Source organism: Pedobacter paludisoli, from assembly GCF_052344095.1.
Lineage (GTDB): Bacteria > Bacteroidota > Bacteroidia > Sphingobacteriales > Sphingobacteriaceae > Pedobacter.
The window spans coordinates 2,227,225-2,245,721 of sequence record NZ_CP179926.1 but is presented as its reverse complement, the minus strand read 5'-3'; the positions used below and the strand labels follow the sequence as shown (position 1 = coordinate 2,245,721).

At 36.3% G+C, this 18,497-nt stretch carries 18 protein-coding genes; 10 read left to right on the top strand and 8 right to left on the bottom strand.

Annotated elements, in window-relative coordinates; translation table 11 throughout:
* Positions 1-82: 82 nt before the first annotated feature.
* The 10 genes from ACJVDK_RS09085 to ACJVDK_RS09040 all read left to right on the top strand — a co-directional run bounded on the left by ACJVDK_RS09085 (position 83) and on the right by ACJVDK_RS09040 (position 10,484).
* Positions 83-535: a hypothetical protein gene (locus tag ACJVDK_RS09085; RefSeq protein WP_443939959.1), complete on the top strand. Its 453-nt coding sequence runs from the start codon at positions 83-85 to the stop codon at positions 533-535.
* A gap of 34 nt (positions 536-569) precedes the next feature.
* Positions 570-1,928: a DUF5458 family protein gene (locus ACJVDK_RS09080; RefSeq protein ID WP_443939958.1), complete on the top strand. Its 1,359-nt coding sequence runs from the start codon at positions 570-572 to the stop codon at positions 1,926-1,928.
* Between the two features lie 138 nt (positions 1,929-2,066).
* Entirely contained in the window at positions 2,067-2,660 is a 594-nt protein-coding gene (locus tag ACJVDK_RS09075; protein WP_443939957.1) for a hypothetical protein, read from the top strand.
* A 2-nt stretch (positions 2,661-2,662) separates the two neighbouring features.
* Positions 2,663-3,166, top strand: coding sequence for a type VI secretion system TssO (tssO, locus tag ACJVDK_RS09070; protein ID WP_443939956.1), 504 nt, complete (start codon positions 2,663-2,665; stop codon positions 3,164-3,166).
* Positions 3,167-3,173: 7 nt separating this feature from the next.
* Entirely contained in the window at positions 3,174-3,701 is a 528-nt protein-coding gene (gene tssO / locus ACJVDK_RS09065; RefSeq protein WP_443939955.1) for a type VI secretion system TssO, read from the top strand.
* A 50-nt stretch (positions 3,702-3,751) separates the two neighbouring features.
* A complete protein-coding gene (locus ACJVDK_RS09060; protein WP_443939954.1) occupies positions 3,752-4,702 on the top strand; it encodes a PKD domain-containing protein in 951 nt (316 codons plus the stop codon).
* 24 nt (positions 4,703-4,726) lie between these two features.
* On the top strand, positions 4,727-7,183 hold the full coding sequence (gene tssR / locus ACJVDK_RS09055) for a type VI secretion system protein TssR domain-containing protein (protein ID WP_443939953.1): 2,457 nt from the start codon (positions 4,727-4,729) through the stop codon (positions 7,181-7,183).
* A gap of 19 nt (positions 7,184-7,202) precedes the next feature.
* Positions 7,203-8,156: a lytic transglycosylase domain-containing protein gene (locus ACJVDK_RS09050; RefSeq protein WP_443939952.1), complete on the top strand. Its 954-nt coding sequence runs from the start codon at positions 7,203-7,205 to the stop codon at positions 8,154-8,156.
* 1 nt (position 8,157) lies between these two features.
* Positions 8,158-8,586 carry a GPW/gp25 family protein gene (locus tag ACJVDK_RS09045; RefSeq protein ID WP_443939951.1) on the top strand — a complete coding sequence of 143 codons (429 nt, stop codon included), beginning with the start codon at positions 8,158-8,160 and terminating at the stop codon, positions 8,584-8,586.
* A gap of 17 nt (positions 8,587-8,603) precedes the next feature.
* Positions 8,604-10,484, top strand: a complete 1,881-nt coding sequence (locus tag ACJVDK_RS09040) for a hypothetical protein (RefSeq protein WP_443939950.1) — start codon at positions 8,604-8,606, stop codon at positions 10,482-10,484.
* Between the two features lie 86 nt (positions 10,485-10,570).
* On the opposite strand, the gene ACJVDK_RS09035 is transcribed toward ACJVDK_RS09040, so the two are convergent.
* The 8 genes from ACJVDK_RS09035 to ACJVDK_RS09000 all read right to left on the bottom strand — a co-directional run bounded on the left by ACJVDK_RS09035 (position 10,571) and on the right by ACJVDK_RS09000 (position 18,487).
* Complete coding sequence (locus ACJVDK_RS09035) at positions 10,571-12,148, bottom strand: M1 family metallopeptidase (RefSeq protein WP_443939949.1); 1,578 nt, start codon at positions 12,146-12,148, stop codon at positions 10,571-10,573.
* Positions 12,149-12,231: 83 nt separating this feature from the next.
* Positions 12,232-13,542, bottom strand: coding sequence for a sensor histidine kinase (locus ACJVDK_RS09030; protein WP_443939948.1), 1,311 nt, complete (start codon positions 13,540-13,542; stop codon positions 12,232-12,234).
* A gap of 28 nt (positions 13,543-13,570) precedes the next feature.
* Positions 13,571-14,248 (bottom strand): response regulator transcription factor, encoded by a 678-nt coding sequence (locus ACJVDK_RS09025; RefSeq protein WP_443939947.1) that lies wholly within the window; start codon positions 14,246-14,248, stop codon positions 13,571-13,573.
* An 18-nt stretch (positions 14,249-14,266) separates the two neighbouring features.
* On the bottom strand, positions 14,267-15,472 hold the full coding sequence (locus tag ACJVDK_RS09020; RefSeq protein ID WP_443939946.1) for an aspartate aminotransferase family protein: 1,206 nt from the start codon (positions 15,470-15,472) through the stop codon (positions 14,267-14,269).
* A 281-nt stretch (positions 15,473-15,753) separates the two neighbouring features.
* Positions 15,754-16,197: a hypothetical protein gene (locus ACJVDK_RS09015; RefSeq protein WP_443939945.1), complete on the bottom strand. Its 444-nt coding sequence runs from the start codon at positions 16,195-16,197 to the stop codon at positions 15,754-15,756.
* An 11-nt stretch (positions 16,198-16,208) separates the two neighbouring features.
* Positions 16,209-16,844 (bottom strand): hypothetical protein, encoded by a 636-nt coding sequence (locus tag ACJVDK_RS09010; RefSeq protein ID WP_443939944.1) that lies wholly within the window; start codon positions 16,842-16,844, stop codon positions 16,209-16,211.
* A gap of 33 nt (positions 16,845-16,877) precedes the next feature.
* Positions 16,878-17,429 carry an RNA polymerase sigma factor gene (locus ACJVDK_RS09005; protein ID WP_443940040.1) on the bottom strand — a complete coding sequence of 184 codons (552 nt, stop codon included), beginning with the start codon at positions 17,427-17,429 and terminating at the stop codon, positions 16,878-16,880.
* Between the two features lie 101 nt (positions 17,430-17,530).
* A complete protein-coding gene (locus tag ACJVDK_RS09000) occupies positions 17,531-18,487 on the bottom strand; it encodes a transketolase family protein (RefSeq protein WP_443939943.1) in 957 nt (318 codons plus the stop codon).
* Positions 18,488-18,497 lie beyond the last annotated feature (10 nt).

Here is an 18,497-nt window from a genome sequence, read left to right as displayed (position 1 = left end):
AGATTCAGATGAGGAACCGGAAGGAAGGAATAAGGCTTTTATTAAATTTTCAAAACCTGAAATAAAAATTAAAACAAAAACTATGTCAAATTACAGTTACGGCATTGGCGGAAATGAGGTTACCGTTGATGCAAATGAAGCAATTCAACAAATTCAACACAATAAAACATTGTTGGTTTCGAAATTAACCGCTGAAGAACCCATTCAACCAGAAGCGATTGGTGGTTTAAAAACCATTGAAGATGTATTTAACCACTTTAAACCATCTATCGATATAGAAATGGAATCCTTAGATGGTTTAACCACCAAAGAAAACGTATCCTTTAAGAATTTAGGAGATTTTACGCCAGTAAACATTATACGTCAAAGTGATTACTTGCGCAATCAAAGTTTAAAAGAGCAACAGTACAATAAAATAAACAAGCAATTGAAAGTAAACAAAGTGCTTAAATCAATGCTGGAAAACGAAGAAACCAAAGATGCGGTAATTGAAGCGTTAAAACAATTGGCTCAAGAGCTTGAAAATAATCAATAAACTCCTTTATAAATTAATCTAAAAATAAGACGACATGGCACAAGTACAGAAGAATTCGGCTTCAAACGTTTCAACTCGTGAAGGAGAGAAATTAGTAGAACCATTATTAAAATTAGCCAAAGCGGGTGGATTTAGTTTCTTAGAAGGCACCATCGATGGAATTGCAAACTTAAATCCCGATCGTAAGGCTAGAAAACAAATATTCTTAACCGATATCGAAAAGAAAAAGGAAAGAGAAGATTTATATAAAACCATTAATATGTGGGTCGATTTGTTAGAAAAAAACAAAACGGTTTCTGAAATGGTCAATACTTGCAAAGAAAATGCTGATGTAGCAGGCAAAGAGTTGAAAAAAAATCTAAGAAGCACACTTTCAGCTACGCGCGAATTGGAAACATCGTATCGTACCGTTTCACAATTTTATAAAAATACCGAAGTAGATAAAGTACATAACGTAACCATTTTGAACGCAACTGAAGAGCAAGTAAAAGATTTAGATAATCCTTTATTTGTTGATTACGTTTCTTCAACCTTAAAGCAAAGCTTCGATCGGCTGGATTTGCGCGAAAACTATTCACTATTAGTCGTTCCGGGTTACTTGGGTTCTAATAAAGTGGTCGAAAAATGGTCGAAAATGGCCTATGAAAATAAGGTAATGTTGATTACCGATTTTGCCAATTTGGATAAGCCAGATGATGTAGTAGAAATGTTTAATTCTGCGAATTTAACAGGTGGTGAGGCATTCAAAAGTAACACCATCATGACCTGTAACTATTTAGTTGGAAGAGGAAAGACAACGGAAATTGAAGAAGCAGATGATGTGATGATTCCAGGATCAGCTTCATTGGCAGGTAAAATGTATACGACCTTAATGAGCCAAGTTACTGCTGGTAAAAAGCATGGTGGTATTAATGAAGTAGATGCCGTACGTTTCGATTTAAAGAAATCTGAAATTTCGCACCTCGAAAAAATTGGTTTGGTTCCCATGGTAAACGAATATGGCAAGGTGATGGCTTTTTCTGCTAAAACATTGTTTAATGGCGATAATATTGGATTGCAAACATATTCAGTGGTACGCGTTTTTGACTATATCACCAAAGTATTGTTCGATTTTTTAAATCGTCGCGTATTCGAAAATTGGACCTCAAAAACGGAAGCGGATTTACGTGGACAAATTGTTCGGTATTTGGATAGCATTAAAGGCCCAGATGGCGGATTGATTGAGAAGTTTAAAATTGTTCGTTTTGAGCAAGACCCAATTCAAAAAGACAGAATTTGGCTCGATTTGCATATAACACCATACTTCCCTGCAAAAAGTTTTGTAATCAAATTAGACGGCCATAAAGGCGATGATGAATCGGCAGAATGGAATACCGAATATGCACAAGGATAGTTTGTAGATCTAAACTGGAGGAGTGTAAACTTTCTTCAGTTTAGATTTTATTAAAAAGGGGGAACATTGGTGAATATATTGAAGAGGGATGGTAAACAAATATCCTGTATTCTGAGAAATACATTTCTTTTAATTGGGATGATTGGATTGTTGACAGGAGAGGGCTGCAAAAATCGTGAAGGCAAAAAGCCAATAGGAAAGAAAGAGGATTTGTTTAAGGAGAAACAACGGATTGTGCAAACATCCAGTGAAGTGGAGGATGTTCCTTTTGCAGATATTTTTCAGGTATATGAAAATAGTGATTTGGTGGTAACCTGTGTGCCATTAAAAATAGATAGTGTAGTAAACAAAAGTAATAAAGCTATCTTTTTTTTAGTGGGGACACGCGTTGTTAACGTATTGAAAGGAAAACAGAAACCTCAAGAAATACTCTATTACATCAGCAACACAAAACCACAATTTAAATTGAAGGATACTGTCGCAGCCTATTTAATCGCTTTGCGAAATAAAAAATTATTAGCCTATAATTTTAACTGGCAATGGAATGCAAACGCTCCTTACTTAAATCAGTATGCGGAATTGGGTAATCCAAAGACAGGCAAAAGAAATCGATTGGCAAAAAGAAGGAAACGTAAAGTAAGAGAATTAGCCTACATAGAACCCATTCGAATTGATCCCCATATAGATACCACAAAATTTAACACCATCATAAATTTTAGTATTACGCAATAACCATGAAAGCAAAAAACAGGCAAGAAATTTTAAAAAAATCCATCCATTTCTGGTTGTTGTTTGGGATATTAATTTTCTTTTCAATTGCGTCCATAGCATTGTTTTATTGGGCTTCACAAAAGCAAAGAGCGGCCTTTAATGAACGATTTATTGCATACAAAGGCATTGTAAATAAACAAATTCTGTTAAATGAAAAAGTAGATTCTTTATATCAACAGATGACTTTGTTAGATCGAACAAGGGTAGATAATACCTTGTTTTTGGCTAAATATATTTCAGATAATAAAGAGGCCATTATCCGAAGTATTGGAAACGATAGTACCGCAAATTTTACGGCGTACGCACGTATAGCCAAAAACTTAAATAAACTATTGTTGCTCAAAGATTCTATTGTACGAATAGCCAATAGGGAAGAAATGTTGAAAAGTGATTTGGGAGATTGCATCCAGAAAAACAAAAAAATAAGTACCGATATATCCGTAAAAACCCGACGCAGCTTTAATTAAGTCACATATGGAAGAAGAAATAAAACTTAATCAAACAGAGAAAAGACATTATTTTATTTATCTCATACTACTGTTCCTAGTGGTGATGACCATTTTGGTTGTGCTTATTTTTAGGAAAAATCCCAATCCTTTCGCCTCTGTTAATTATGCTGATTTATCTTTTGTAGAACAAGAAGGATATTTTTTAAAAAAGCAGAAAGAGGTTGTTCCCATGTACGATTCGGTTTTTGTAAAAATTGAAGGCATGCAAAATACCCCAAGTAATTTGGTGCTCGAGATTGATATCAAAAATCAAATTAATAATCTCCATGCGTATTACGATGATTCGCACAATAGAGACCCCCGTTTTATGGGTTTTAAACAAATGGCATTATTTGAAAAAATGCATTTTGAAGACATGATTATTATGAAGAAAAAGTTAGAAAATATCAGGCTTTTTCAGGCGCAATTAGATCAGTGTCAAATAGGATATAAAGATAAAGAAACACGATTAAATCAACTGAAAGCAATAGAGCAAGGCTTACAACAGAATTAAAAGCCGAAACGCTCAGATTTCAGCAACTCATTATACTATAGAAAATAAAAGTGGAGAGATCATCAGACATAGAACCCTTAAACAATCAAGTCCGTCAGGACTTTAAAAATAAGAATACCTATAAGGTCATTTTATTAACCCTTTTAATCGGTGGGATATTAGCCTTCCTTATTTTTGGAGCAAAATTGTTTCTCCCTTCTTCGAATGACATAAGTGCGAATGTTTCTCCTCGCTTAGTATCTACCAGAGATTCCATCGTGTTTCAAGATTCTTCGGAGTTTGCGAATGAATGGTTATGGACATTTGGAGATGGAAGTGTTTCGTTTTCTAGAATAGGTAAACATCGGTATCAAAAGGCCGGAAATTACATCGTTCAGTTGAAAATAAATTCAAAATACTTAGACTCTTTTTTTGTAACGGTTAAAGACACGGTAAAGATTCAACAAGTAATTGATTCTGTTGCCACCATAGAAGCTCCTTCGGTAGGGTTACAATTTGAAAATTTAACTTTCAGAGCCGTAGGAGCCGGAGTAAAAGCATACAGGTGGAAATTCGGAGAATCCAATTACATCGATTCCAAAGAAAATTTTGTACAATACTATTACAAAGAACCGGGAAATTATACCGTTTTGTTGTATACCGATAACAGCGAATATCCAATACGGCATAAAATTACTATCCTGCCTTCTTTTAAGCTTGCTGAAGATAGTTTAGTTAATGTAGATGATGTGTATTCGAAATATGGCATCGATTTTAAAGCCCGACTGCAAAAAATTGCCGATGGAGCTCGCTTTAATGAACATTACTATTACTTGGTTAGCAAATATTTATGTGGAAATGAAAAAACGGCTGTAAAAATTAATGGACAAAAAATAAATGACTTTAATAGCTATTGTTTGGGCTTACAATTCGATTCCAAATTAACGATACAAGCGGTGAAATTGACGCCGAATGATGAGCAAAATTGCATAAAACTAATAGAAGTGAAGCAGAGTAGATAACCTTTTGGTGTCCAGGAAAAATATATGAACGTTAGTAAAATAAATGTGCGAGTAAAAGCTATAGATATAATTAAAGTCGCTCTTTTGATTTTAGGCATACTTTTCATGCCTTTTTGTACGTATGCACAAGTAGGTTTAGGGATTTTTAAATCCAACCCAAAGGTAAAGCTCAGCCCCTTAACCAAAAGTTATCGGATAAATGAGTTGGATATTGAATTTGACGAAGGTTTTTTTAATGAAAATGTACCGTGGTACGTGTTCTCAGACCGAAATAATAACACTACTTATCAGTCGCCTGAAAGTGATATACAATTGAAAAGGCTTGATTTTTTGCAGCCCTGCTATGTCATTAATCAGAAAAACGATTATTTGGAGCTAATTAAGTACGATTCTTCGCTTTTGAATAATCCAAAAAGCAGAAAGGTTGACCGAAAATCGGCAAAGTACTTAGGATGGATTCATAAAAGTAAATTGCTCTTGTGGAGAACCGCTTTAAAGGAAAGTAATTCTAAGTTTTTTATTAAAACTATTAGCTGCTTTAAGAGCGATAAGATATTTACCAATTTTAAAAAGTATCTCACAAAGGATTCAGTCATGCTTTTTAGTAATCCATTAAGTAGCGATACACTTCAAACAAAAGCCCCGGTTGAGAGCATTTATTTTGTTTTTAAACAATCAGACGACGGCAAGGAATATCTAATGGGCAAGTCGGAGCAAATTACCGCAGATAACGTAAAGGATGTTGTAGTGGGATGGCTACCCCGCGAAATGTTGCAGTTTTGGGGAACTCGTTTAGGTTTTCAACCGGCGAATGACGGAACGGCCGATTTTTATTGGTCTGAATTTGAAGTAGGAAGAGCCGATTCTACATTTGTTAAACCCTATTTAACGAAGTATGAAGTAAATCGCAATAAAAATAGATTGCAAAATATTTACCCCGTTCAAAAAGTACTTGCAGGAAATAACGATACCACGCGCTTTATTAAAACGGGCCTTTTAACCAATGTGCTCGATAAGTCAAAAAATCAAATAACCAATATTTTGGGAAGACCTATTTCATATCCTAAATATGAGGATATCGTACAGGAACAGCAGCACCTTAACGTGGTTTTTGTGGTTGATGGAGGAGCAGAAAACGGAAAGTTTATGCCATACGTACTAACATTAATGCAAAATATGCAAATGTATAGTGATACAACCCACCAGTTTCAGTCGCTTAAGTACGGAGCCGTTATTTACAAAGATAATATGGGGGGCAGCTGCACGCAGAATTCAACTCTTTCTTTAACAAATAATTTTAATGCCGTTGCTCGGTTTATTCAAAATCAGCAGCAACAAATTGGACAATGTAACGATGGAAATGTCACGCAATCTGTTTTTTCAGGTTTAAGGCAAGCGTCGCAACTGCTGGAAAAAACTAAAAATCAAAGCAATGTTATTGTATTGATAGGTGGAGCAGGAAACGATTTTGATAATGGCTCTGCCGGATGGAATGAAATTATCAACCGATTGAGTTATGTAAATGCGCGAATGCTGGTATTTCAAACCCAAAGTTTATCGAATGCTGCCTATAATGATTTTGTATTACAGGGGAAAGATTTGGTTGTAAAATCTGCCGCTAACATCTCATTACTTAAAAAGGAAAAAATTGTCGACGTTCGCGATGTACATCAGGAATCGGTATTTGGCTTAACAAAAAGGGATTCAGGAGTATATTACCTCGATTATCCGAGCATGGCCATGACCCAAGGATACGTTATTTTTCCGGAGCGCGGAGAAATTACCCAAGTATCGCTCTTGAAAGATAATTTAATTGTTTTGTTGAATATGATCGCATTAGACAATGCTAAAATTGGCGGTTCCCTAAACCATTATTTTAGCAGTGTCGGAATCTTGAACACAGGAATTGATCCGGCTTATAAAAGGCATTACTCCAGCTACCGCGATGAATATTTACCATCCTCATTTTTAAAGTCTGTTAGCAAATTAAAAGAACCCTTTTATTTGCCGGGATGGATTCGCTATCAAATTGCGCCTGATTCTGTAAATAATATCCGTTTTGGCGTCATGATTTCGGAGGAAGAATATCAGCAAATTACGGATAATCTTCAGATGTTAGCTCGTTTTCCTACATATAAACTCAATTATAGAAACGATATCTATAATCATTTAAAGGAGGTTATTGTAAGCTATTTGAAAAGGAAGAAAATAAAAGTAGAGAAAGGAAAAGTGACCAATTTGTCGGTTGCAGAGGTGCTTGAATCCCTCACTGGGAATAAATCAGTGAATCCTCTTTGGCATGCAAAAACAATAAAAATGTTTAAACAAAAGAAGAAGATGACGATGAGTGAAGTACTGATGTTTGTAGATGAATGTAAAATGAAGGCTGCTTGGTTGCAAGAAAATAGGGTAAATGATGCATATCGGTTTTACAACAATGGTAAAGTTTATTACTGGCTACCGGCAGATAAGTTACCTTAATTTCAAAAGAGGGAATAATATGGTTTGTTTAAAACAACTAGTGCCAATCATGTGCGGAGCATTGCTATTACTTAGTAAACATGCCTTGGCAAATGAGTCAAACATAAGAATCGCATTAGTAGATAGTACGTTTGCTTTTAAAATGGATTTACGTTATCCCGAGGAGGTTAGCGCAGCGAATAGAAAGTACATGGAAAACTATATCCTGTCGTATGCTAAGCGTTGCAGTCAGCTCAAAGAGAAAAATGCCAAATTGCTTAGTTTTTTCAATAGCCGTTTCCATGAATTTGGTATTCCGAAGGAGTTTGCAGCTTTGGCCATTATCGAATCAGAACTTGAACAGTACAGTGTGTCAAAAGCAGGGGCGGTTGGACCTTGGCAATTTATAGAAGCGCAAGCTGCGGCTTTTGGTCTGCAAACCAGTAAGCAAGTAGACGAAAGAACCGATTTCTACAAAAGTACCTTCGCTGCTTGTAAATTATTAAATGAATTGTATGCTCATTTTGGCGATTGGCTTTTGGTTGTTGCGGCCTATAATTGCGGGCCAAATCGTGTTGAAAAATCCATGATTAAAGCTCAGTCCAATTCATTTTGGGAAATAGAAAAATACTTGCCCAAGGAAACCCAATATCATGTTAAAAAATTTATCTGTGTATCATACCTGTTGAACAACACAGAACCTAATGATTGGCTTCGTAAACGCAAGTTTAAAGCCAAAGAGTCCGAAGTGATTAATCAAAATTATTTAAGCTGTACGGTGTCATCTGGGTATTCATTGGCAGTTATTGCCAAAAAAATTCAGGTGTCGTATCAAGAGTTAAGTTTTTTAAATCCGGATTTTGAAAAGTTAAGATCAACAAAAAGCGCCTGTTTACTTAAAATCCCAACCGATAAAATGGCGGATTTTAATTTTTATAAAGAGGATATTTTAAAAGAGTCAATTGAAGAAATGATGAATTCTAATAAAAATTAATATGTATATAAAATTTCCCGTTCAATTTGGCGATGTCATCGAAGGTAGAGAATTGGAAACCTGTAGTTTGGGAGAAAGCATTGCGCAACACCTTCAATTGTTAATAACGACACGCTTTGGCGAGAATCGGTTTGATTTTGAGTATGGAAATAAAATATGGGAACTAGAGTTTCAGCATAGCATTACCAATGAATCGTGGGAAGAGCAATTTCGTACGCACTTAATAGATTCAATTTTGAGCTATGAAAATCGAATAGAAAAACCTGTTGTTCAAATATTTAGTGAAATGGTGGAGAAAGAATGGCCAATGAAAAATTTTACCGAGATACGGAAAAAAGTAATTGTGCTGATAAAAGCAACTTTAACCGAAAGTAAAGAAAGCTTTAGCTTTAAAACCGAGTTGTATTTAAGCCCGATGTCTGTAGGATAATTAATTTAATTAAAAGCATGAGTAGAAGTAATTCGCCTGTCAATCAGTTTACTAAAGAGGGTATTAAAACCCGAATGATTAATAATGCCGTAAATTTATGGGGTGTTAAAAACGCCACGGCATTAGATCCTTTTGTAAAGCTTTTGATCGAAGCATTTTCTGTTGAAATTCATCGCTGCGGCAATGAAGCGCAAAGTATAGAAAGCCGCTTGTTGGATAAAATTGCACGTTTACTAACGCCCGATTTATTGAGCATGCCTAAAGCTGCTCATTCCATTATGACAGCGATTCCGTCATCCGGATCTTTATTGTTACATCCACAAACGCATTTCTATAGCCAAAAAAGGGTGGTAGAACCCAATGGGGTAATGGCTAGTAATCAAACCAATATTATGTTCACACCGGTTGATTATGTGAAACTCGTAAATGGTCGAGTGCGTTATGTAGTTGGAGGTCGTCAGTTTTTTGAGGTAAACGAGCATCATGCCAAAACGCCCTTGCTGCATACTGCAAATCCACTAGAGTGGGGAACTGCCTACATTGGGCTGGAATTGGATGAATCGGTACATGATTTAGAAGGATTAAGCCTTTATTTTGATTTCCCGGCCTATCAAACAGAATCTTGGGTGTATCAACTTTTGCCATTGTGTAAATCAGCACTAAATGGAAAAGAAGTTTTATTTACACCAGGACAAGAATATCCCTCGCCGCATAATTTGAGTAAAGAACAAATGATTTTTCGCGATTACGATTTAATGTATCAAGTAACGCGCGAAGTAAAAAGTCAGTATCAACATAAATTTTTAACTTTTGGACCTTCTGAAATTACCCATAATATAGCCGAAGCAGAGGATAAATATCCAACTGAATTGATTGAAATTTATGGAATGGATATGTTACGCAACAAGGTGAAAAAGAATGTGGTTTGGCTTCGCCTTCAATTTTCAGCGAACTATACGTATGATATTTTAGAAAACATGGTGGTTTGTCTAAATGCATTTCCAGTCATTAATCGATCTATCAAAACGAACAGTTATTACTTTGGCTCTTTAAACGGTATTTTACCACTCCGAACTGATTTACATGAATATTTTATGGCCGTATGTTTGGTAATCGATTCGAAAGACAGAGTATTTAGCGATATTCCATTTAAACGTGCTAGCGGTTTGGGGCAAGGCTATTATTCCATGCGCCATGGTGGAGCCGAGCGTTTTGATAAGCGAAATGCCTTGGAAATGGTGCGCTATTTAATTGAGCTTACCCGCGATGAAGTAGCCGCATTTTCATCATTCAATAACGATTTTATTGTGAATGCATTGGCCGAACTTTCTACGCAATTGAGAATGTTGAATAGTAAAACCGATCAATTAGGTATAAATGTAAAAGAGGTGCCCACTTATCTAATTGCTGAACCTTATGAGGATACAGAAGAGCTGAAAGTGGATTATTGGGTTACGCAATGTGAGTTGGCCGATAACATTCGTGCGTTTACGAATATGGCACTGCAGAGCGATGTAGATTTAAATCGGTCGACAATTTTTTTATTACTAGATACCGAAGGTGGACGAGAAAAGCTGCAATCAGGGGCACAATTGGATGCCTATCGATTTGCGTTGGTAAGCCGCGGGGGAAGATTGATTACAACAGAAGATATTCGAAACTTCTGTAAGTACGAATTGGGAGATAAATTAAAAACCGTTCAGGTGGAGAAAGGAATTGTATCGTCTCCGCATCCAAAAGAAGGGTATGTACGAACGCTGGATATCAAATTAAATCCCAACCAACAGGCAAAATTTAATCAAGAAGAGTGGGGCTTTATTGCACAAACACTTGAGTCAAAAATTAGAGCCAATAGCCCAGAAGGTATTCAGTATCGCGTTTTGGTAAACGAAAATTAGCAAATTAAATAGCTTACTATTTGTAATAGTATGAAAAAGGGAGAAGCTTGTGATGCTTCTCCCTTTGTGCTATAAACTAGATTTCGTTATTTAAACGAACCTTCGTGATTTAACAGTTTGAAATAGTCTGTTAGATTCGTATTAAGCGCTTGTTCTAAGGAAGCTTTAAGATCTTCAGGCTGTGGATGTTTGTTTTTCCAATTATTGAAATACGTATGGAAACCATCCATCATTTTATCTTTTCCTACCGAGCTTTCTAGAATGTACAACCACACAGCCGTTTTCATGTATGAAACTAAACCGTATTCATCAGAAGAAGCAAAATCAGCCGCAGGCGTTTCAATAGCCGATTTCATGGGAATGTTAGATAAAGCACCATAAATGCGGGCTAAGAAATCATCAGCAGATAATTTTTTAAGTTCAGCAGGAATTGCATCGCCAAAAATCGAATTAGATCTGTATTTTTCTGCCTCGTAGCGGAACTGAACGTAGGTGTTTAAACCTTCGTCTTGCCAAGTATGCATGCGCTCGTTGCTTCCCAACATCCCCATAAACCAGTTGTGCCCCACTTCGTGCGCAATTACTGCATCCAATCGTTCCGGGTTTGCATCCGGACTGGTGATGAGTGTTACCGTTGGATATTCCATACCGCCACTCGCATTGTTTTTAGGGCCTTCAATAGCTTGAACGACTGGATATTCGTATTCACCTACCCATTTGCTGTAGAACTTGGTCGCATCTTTAACATAATCGATGCTATTTACCCAAATACTTTTTTTCTTGTTGTGGTAATAGCTAAACGCATCAACAATTTTGCCCGAAGCAAGTTTTACCGTATCGTACTGAATAACCAAGTCTTTGTCGGCAAACCAAGCAAAATCCGGAACATCCTTCATGATATAGCTTAAGGTTTTGTTTCCACCCTTTGCTGGATACATTTCTGGAGAAGCTTCTCTATTGCTCGCGTTTTTGGTGCCAATTTTTTTATAGATTGCATGCTCATCTGCATTTTGTAAAACACCAGTTGCGGCAACAACATAGTGCGAAGGCAACGTAATATTCACTTTATAGTTGGCGTATTCGCTGTAATATTCGCCCATGTCAAGATAAGGAAATTCGTGCCAGCCATTTTTGTCAAATACTGCTGGTTTCGGGTACCATTGGGTTACCATAAATTGCGTTTCTGCATATCCAGAGCGTGAAAAATAGGTAGGCAATTTCACGTTGAAATCGGTTGTGATGGTGATGGAATCGCCCGGTTTTAACGGTGATGGAAGGAGAACTTTGATAATATCGATGTATTGAGGATTGGGATGCGGTTCTGTACCAGCTACCTTTCCGTTTACCTTAAAGTTTAATCCATCAATACTTCCATAAGCGATATTTTTTAATTTTTCCTTGCGGGATGTATCGTTTTTTAATTGATTGAAAAGTGCCGTATTTTCGTTTTTATAGGCGTTTGGCCAAATGTGAAACCAGATAAAATTTAATTCAGATGGGGAGTTGTTTTTGTAAATAATACGCTCTTTACCTGCTAAGGATTTTTCTTTATCGTTTAGCGAAACATCGATGGTGTAATGTAGATATTGTTGCCAATACTTTTCTTGCGCAAAAGTGGCTAAGGAAATAAGGGATAATAATAGCGTTAAGAGTTTTTTTTGCATATTAAATTAATTTTTGGAAAGATAATAAATAGATGATAGATAGGATGTACTTAACCGATGAAAATAAGGCTTCATGTTGAAAATTACGCATTGAAAATTAAGGAAATGTGGGTTCCACGATTTTCAGTTGAATCAATTTTTATATCTATCACATGAAAGGAGGCAATACTTTTTACAATTGCCAAGCCTAAACCAAAGCCATTTTCTTCCGAATTGCCTCTCTTGAAACGATCAAATGCATGGTTTAAAATTTCTTTAGACATTCCTTTCCCGGTATCAGAAATAGTTAAAACATAGCTTTCGGATTGATAATTCCCTTTAATTGAAATAGTCCCGTTTTCAAAGTTGTATTTAATTGCGTTTCTAAGGAGATTAATTAATAAAATATGAATCAAAACTTGACTGCCTACAAATTGATAATCGTCCTTCAAATCTATTTCATACTGGATGCCTTTCGTCATTATGCGGTCTTCAAGCTCTTCAAACGCATCGGTTATTTCTTGTTTAAGGCTGATACTTTCGGTTTTAACATATTGATCATTTTCAACTTTTGAAATGAGCAATAAGCTGTTAATGATAAGTTTTAAACGTTGAAGTGTTTTAAGCGAAGCATAAATTTTATTTTCATGTTCTTCGGGAATGTTGGGAGTATTCAACATGTTCTCGAATCGCGATGTTAAAATTGAAATAGGCGTGAGCAATTCATGCGAAACATTGGCAATGAATTGCTTTTCAATTGAAAACAATTCATTGATTTTACGCATAAGCGAATTGATACTGTTGTCGAGAATTTTAAAATCGTCGGTACTTGTGGGGATATTACCGTAATTGTAATGGCTTGGGTCATTAACTAGATTAATCTTTTTATCGATAATTTGATAGAAAGGTTTTAACAGGAAATTCGAAAAGGTATAATCGGCAATGAGCGTGATTAGCAAGGTTATTACTAAAACAATCAGCATGTAAAACCGAATAATGCTTTTCAGCGTTTCAAGTGTGGTAATACTCTCACCCAGCTCTAAATTGTACCAATTGTTTCGATATAGAAATTTATAATTTAATATCCTGTACACTTCCACATCGCCTTCAATTTCACGTTTTTCAGTACTTATTCTGGTTGTAGAATCTTTGGAGCTATCCGGTATATCTGTTAAAATGATAAACTCTTCTTTTAAGATATTATAATCGGTAAAAGATTGTTGATCAGCAAGTAAGCTATCGATTTCTTTTTTGCTAAGATGCTCGATAATTTTGTTTTTCTTTTTTACTAGCCTGTTTTCGAGCTGATTATTGGCGATTTTATTCAGGGAGAAAAGGATGATGGTTCCTAAAACCAAAATAATAGCCACTTTGGTTACCGCATTGTACAATGAAAATTTAATTTGAAGTTTCATTCAATTGAAGCGGTTTTGCTGTTTGTACCTAATAATTTATGCGATACCCGATGCTTCTTACGGTCTCAAACCATTCGATCGGACAGGCGGCGGCTAACTTTTTTCGTAGATTTTTTACGTGTACATCCACAAAATTTGAGTCAGAATTTACCTCTAAAATGTCGCCCCATACGTGTTCCGTTAAACTCATTCTCGACACAACCCGATTTTTGTTAAGTACCAAATAGTTGAAAATTTCAAATTCTTTCTTGGTTAAATTCAAGCGCTCTTCTCCAAAGGCCACGGTTCTGTTTTGGATGTTTAAGAGAAAGCCATGAACATCAACTTCATTCTTTTCGAGTTTGTGTTTTCTTCGTGTAATGGCGTGCATACGAGCCAAAAGTTCGTTGAGCGAAAAAGGCTTTGGTAAATAATCGTCGGCACCCTCGTCTAAACCTTTTATGCGATCATCTACTTCGCTGCGGGCAGTTAAAATAATCACGGCATCGTCGCGATCTTTAAGCTGCTTTAATTGTTTTAAAATAAGGAATCCATCTCCATCGGGTAAGCCTAAATCAAGCAAGATGAAGTCGTAGCTATTCACGAAAATCTTTTCCTCAGCAGAAGATTTTTTCCATGCATGTTCTACGATAAAGCCTTGGCCACTTAAAAATTCATCCATTTCTAGCGCCAAGCTCTTTTCATCTTCAACAATCAATACGTTCATGTAGGGGATATGTTATGATTAATGACTTGTTTCCTTGCCTGTAACGAAGATAATGTTTTTTAGAATGACCGCACATGCTTCTTCAATTTCTTTTGTACTAATGATTAAAGGAGGTGCAATGCGCATGGAGTTGCTGCAATGTAAAAACCAATCGGAAATAATGCCATCTGCAATACAGGCATCAATGATAGCTTTATTTGTTTCAAAACTATCAAATTCAACAGCCAGCATTAAGCCTTTTCCTCGAATTTCTTTAATGCTTGGGTGTTGCAACAGCTGTTTAAAAAGTTCGCCTTTTGTCTCTACTTCGTCTACAATTTTTTGATCTACAAGTGTGCGTAGAGTGGCTAATCCAGCAGCACAGCAAACGGGATGCCCTCCAAAAGTTGTCATATGCCCTAAAATTGGGCTGTGCGATAACACTGACATGATTTCTAAGGAGCTGATAAAGGCACCAATAGGCATTCCGCCCCCAATTCCTTTCGCTAATAACAATACATCCGGCACAATATCAAAATGTTCAAAAGCAAACATTTTTCCACTACGACCAAAACCCGATTGAATCTCATCGAAAATTAACAGCGTTCCGGTTTCTGTACATTTTGCTCTTAAAGCTTGCATATAACTTCTGTCGGCTACGCGGATACCAGCTTCACCTTGAATGGGTTCGATAAAAACAGCAGCAATTTCAGTGGTTATTTTTTCAAGGTCAGCTAATTTATTGTGTTCTATGAAGCTTACATGTGGTAAAAATGGCCCGTACCCATGCGAATAGGAATCGCTTTCCATTAAGCTCTCAGCGCCTTGTGTACTGCCGTGATAAGCATTTTTGCACGCAATGAATCCCTTTCTACCGGTAAACCGTTTGGCTAATTTCATCGCCCCTTCTACGGCTTCTGTTCCTGAGTTTAAAAAGTAGGTGCAACTTAAGCTTGGTGGCAAAATTTCAGCTAAAGCCTTCGCAAAATTTACCTGTGGCGTTTGTACATATTCGCCATATACCATCAAGTGCATGTAGGTTTCGACCTGTTCTTGTATAGCCTTGACCACTGCCGGATGACAATGGCCTATATTGCTGACGCCGATACCGGCAATCAGGTCTAAATGCTTTTTATTGTTTGCATCGTATAAATAAACTCCATTGGCCCTTACAAATTCAAGCAAAAGTGGTTCAGGAGAGGTTTGCGCATTGTGTTGTAAAAACAATTGACGTTGTGTAAGCATGCAGCAAAAGTACGTAAATGAATTAACTCACAAATCAAAACCCGTGCTTTTATGCTGCTTTTAATAAACCTATAGCGGCGTTCTAAGAGAACAAAAGTTACTTGTTCATGGAGTTAAAAATCAATTAGAACTTGGCAATTGAAAAGGGATTTACCTCCAAAATTGTCAACTTGCCTATCGCCATATAAAAGCAAAAGGTTTAGGATGTTTAAAGCCGATTAAATTCGGATATGCCTTATAACAAAACACCGAATCCATTGCTGAATTCGGCGTTTTTTTTCTTATTTCGGTCCACGGTTATCTCTATATCTATTTAGTAGTTCCCGTTTAAAAGCTTCTTGAGCTCGGTAATATTTTCCTACCGTTTTTATCGGTAGTGCCGATTTAAGTTTATAATAATATTTCTTTTCAATATTTAAATCCCGTTGACGGAGGTCAAACTCACTGGTAATTAAACTTTGAATTTGTGCATCGCTTAAATTGTCAATCTCATCAACCTTTTTGAAGGAAATCATTTTCTTCATTTTTTCTTTACGCAAGCTATTTTGTTCAGCTTGCATATCGTTATAAATTGGCCAGAAAACCTTTGCTTCTTCCGGCGATAAGTCTAGTTTTTTTGTAAAAAAGGCAACTTTTAAGGATTCGATTTCCTCCATTTTTGGACGTTGTGCAAAAATTAAAGAAGGTAAAAGGAACAGCAAAAAAGCAAACAATAATTTTTTCATTGCATTAATTTTTATAATTCTTGAGTTAAATCATTCGATGAATAATTGCTCAGTATGTAGTTTTCCATTTCTGTATCCGAGGCAGAAATTTTTTGAACCGTACTGCTTGGTTGAGCTTCTAAATGTTCAATAATGGTGCTCTCATCAATATCGTACAACATCTGTTCATTTGCCATTTCAGCTGAACGAATTTGCGCTTCTGAAGAGAAATTATTTTCGTAATAATAAAAACCAAAAGTTGACAAAAGCAACACACACGCAGCGCTGGCATATTTTACTAAGCTTCGGCGCCAAAGTGGAATAATTTTGGCTTCTTTTTTAGTTTCAACTGCCGCAATACGCTCGTTGATTCTGCTTTCTAAGGTGTTGAAATAATTTTCAGGAACGGTAAAGCTGTTTTCCGGTTTAACAGCAGCTAAAGCAACTACCGTTTCTATGCGTTCAGATAGGTTTTCAAAATAGTTTTCAGGAACCTCAAAACCCGTTGTTTGGTTTTGGCGTATTTCATCCAAATAAATTGCCGTTTGAATGACATTTATGTTGGCATCAAAGTATCCCTCTGGAACAATAAAAGGATTTCGTTTCGCCATCTCCGCAAGGGTAGGAGCGTCTTTCATCCAATCGTTATTTTCTATATTTTCCTTCATCACAGATATATGATACAATTAATACTAAAAGGTTTAATCTGTTCCGCCATCATTTATAATAAAAGCTTCAATTTTTTTTGCCGCAATATGAAAGGAAGCTTTCAAGGCGCCAACCGATGTTCCCAAAATCTCAGAAATCTCTTCATATTTCAAATCATCAAAGTATTTCATGTTAAAAATAAGCCGTTGCTTTTCTGGTAATGTTAAAATGGCTTGTTGTAATTTGTGTTCCAACTTATCGCCATTAAAGTACGATGAAGCCACTAAATTTTCAGCCAATTCCGTAGATACTTCGTCTAAAGGTGTATTATTTTTCTGCTTCTGTTTGTTTAAGAAAGTGATTGATTCATTTGTCGCAATGCGATAAATCCAGGTATACAGTTGAGAGTCGTTTCTAAACTTGCTTAAGTTTTTCCAAACCTTAATAAAAACCTCTTGTATTAAATCATCACAGTCATCATGATTTAATACCAATCGACGGATATGCCAGTAAATTTTTTGCTGATATTTTTTTAATAACAAATTGAAGGCCTCGTTACGAGTTTTCTCGTCCGCAAACAGCGCAATAATTTCAGCATCTTCAATGTGTTTCATGTACAGGTATTCTTTTTATTAAATAACAAAGGCACAATATACAAAGTTTTACTTTGGATAGTTGTGCCCTTGCGCAAGATGTATTTTAAAGCTTATGCTTTTCTTTTCATTACTTTTTGTACGGCTTCAATAATGTTAACCGCATCTAAGCCATATTTGCTCATTAATTGATCCGGAGTACCACTTTCACCAAAAGTATCGTTTACAGCAACAAACTCTTGTGGGGTAGGTAATTCTGTAACCAATAAGCGCGCTACACTTTCACCTAAACCACCAAACTTATTGTGTTCTTCGCAAGTAACTACACAACCCGTTTTCTTTACAGACTTTAAGATAGCCTCATCGTCTAAAGGTTTAATCGTGTGGATATTGATAATTTCGGCATCGATTCCCATTTCAGCTAATTTCTCACCTGCTTCAATCGCTTTCCAAACCATGTGGCCAGTTGCAATAATGGTTACATCGGTACCTTCGTTTACCATCCAAGCTTTACCAATCTCAAATTTTTGGTCAGGATCTGTAAAAACAGGAATTACTGGGCGACCAAAGCGTAAATACACCGGGCCTTCGTACTCAGCAATAGCCATGGTTGCAGCTTTGGTTTGGTTGTAATCGCAAGGATTAATAACCACCATACCCGGCAACATTTTCATTAAACCAATATCTTCTAAAATTTGGTGGGTAGCCCCGTCTTCACCTAATGTTAAACCTGCGTGGGAAGCACAAATTTTAACGTTTTTATTTGAATACGCTACCGATTGACGAATCTGATCGTATACACGACCGGTCGAAAAGTTGGCGAATGTTCCCGTAAAAGGAATTTTACCACCAATAGTCATACCTGCAGCCATACCAATCATATTCGCTTCTGCAATTCCAACTTGTGTAAAGCGCTCAGGAAAATCTTTAATAAAAGCATCCATTTTTAATGAGCCCACTAAGTCAGCACATAAAGCAACTACGTCTTCGTTTTTCTTTCCAGCCTCATGTAAGCCAGCTCCAAAGCCCGAACGCGTGTCTTTTTTCTCTGTGTAAGTATACTTTTTCACTATTTTATAT

Excerpts from the sequence above, each read along its gene's own strand:
- ACJVDK_RS09085 (WP_443939959.1), top strand. The coding sequence starts at position 83 with ATGTCAAATTACAGTTACGGCATTGGCGGAAATGAGGTTACCGTTGAT.
- ACJVDK_RS09080 (WP_443939958.1), top strand. The coding sequence starts at position 570 with ATGGCACAAGTACAGAAGAATTCGGCTTCAAACGTTTCAACTCGTGAA.
- ACJVDK_RS09075 (WP_443939957.1), top strand. The coding sequence starts at position 2,067 with ATGATTGGATTGTTGACAGGAGAGGGCTGCAAAAATCGTGAAGGCAAA.
- tssO (WP_443939956.1), top strand. The coding sequence starts at position 2,663 with ATGAAAGCAAAAAACAGGCAAGAAATTTTAAAAAAATCCATCCATTTC.
- tssO (WP_443939955.1), top strand. The coding sequence starts at position 3,174 with ATGGAAGAAGAAATAAAACTTAATCAAACAGAGAAAAGACATTATTTT.
- tssR (WP_443939953.1), top strand. The coding sequence starts at position 4,727 with ATGAACGTTAGTAAAATAAATGTGCGAGTAAAAGCTATAGATATAATT.
- ACJVDK_RS09050 (WP_443939952.1), top strand. The coding sequence starts at position 7,203 with ATGGTTTGTTTAAAACAACTAGTGCCAATCATGTGCGGAGCATTGCTA.
- ACJVDK_RS09045 (WP_443939951.1), top strand. The coding sequence starts at position 8,158 with ATGTATATAAAATTTCCCGTTCAATTTGGCGATGTCATCGAAGGTAGA.
- ACJVDK_RS09040 (WP_443939950.1), top strand. The coding sequence starts at position 8,604 with ATGAGTAGAAGTAATTCGCCTGTCAATCAGTTTACTAAAGAGGGTATT.
- ACJVDK_RS09035 (WP_443939949.1), bottom strand. The coding sequence starts at position 12,148 with ATGCAAAAAAAACTCTTAACGCTATTATTATCCCTTATTTCCTTAGCC.
- ACJVDK_RS09030 (WP_443939948.1), bottom strand. The coding sequence starts at position 13,542 with ATGAAACTTCAAATTAAATTTTCATTGTACAATGCGGTAACCAAAGTG.
- ACJVDK_RS09025 (WP_443939947.1), bottom strand. The coding sequence starts at position 14,248 with ATGAACGTATTGATTGTTGAAGATGAAAAGAGCTTGGCGCTAGAAATG.
- ACJVDK_RS09020 (WP_443939946.1), bottom strand. The coding sequence starts at position 15,472 with ATGCTTACACAACGTCAATTGTTTTTACAACACAATGCGCAAACCTCT.
- ACJVDK_RS09015 (WP_443939945.1), bottom strand. The coding sequence starts at position 16,197 with ATGAAAAAATTATTGTTTGCTTTTTTGCTGTTCCTTTTACCTTCTTTA.
- ACJVDK_RS09010 (WP_443939944.1), bottom strand. The coding sequence starts at position 16,844 with ATGAAGGAAAATATAGAAAATAACGATTGGATGAAAGACGCTCCTACC.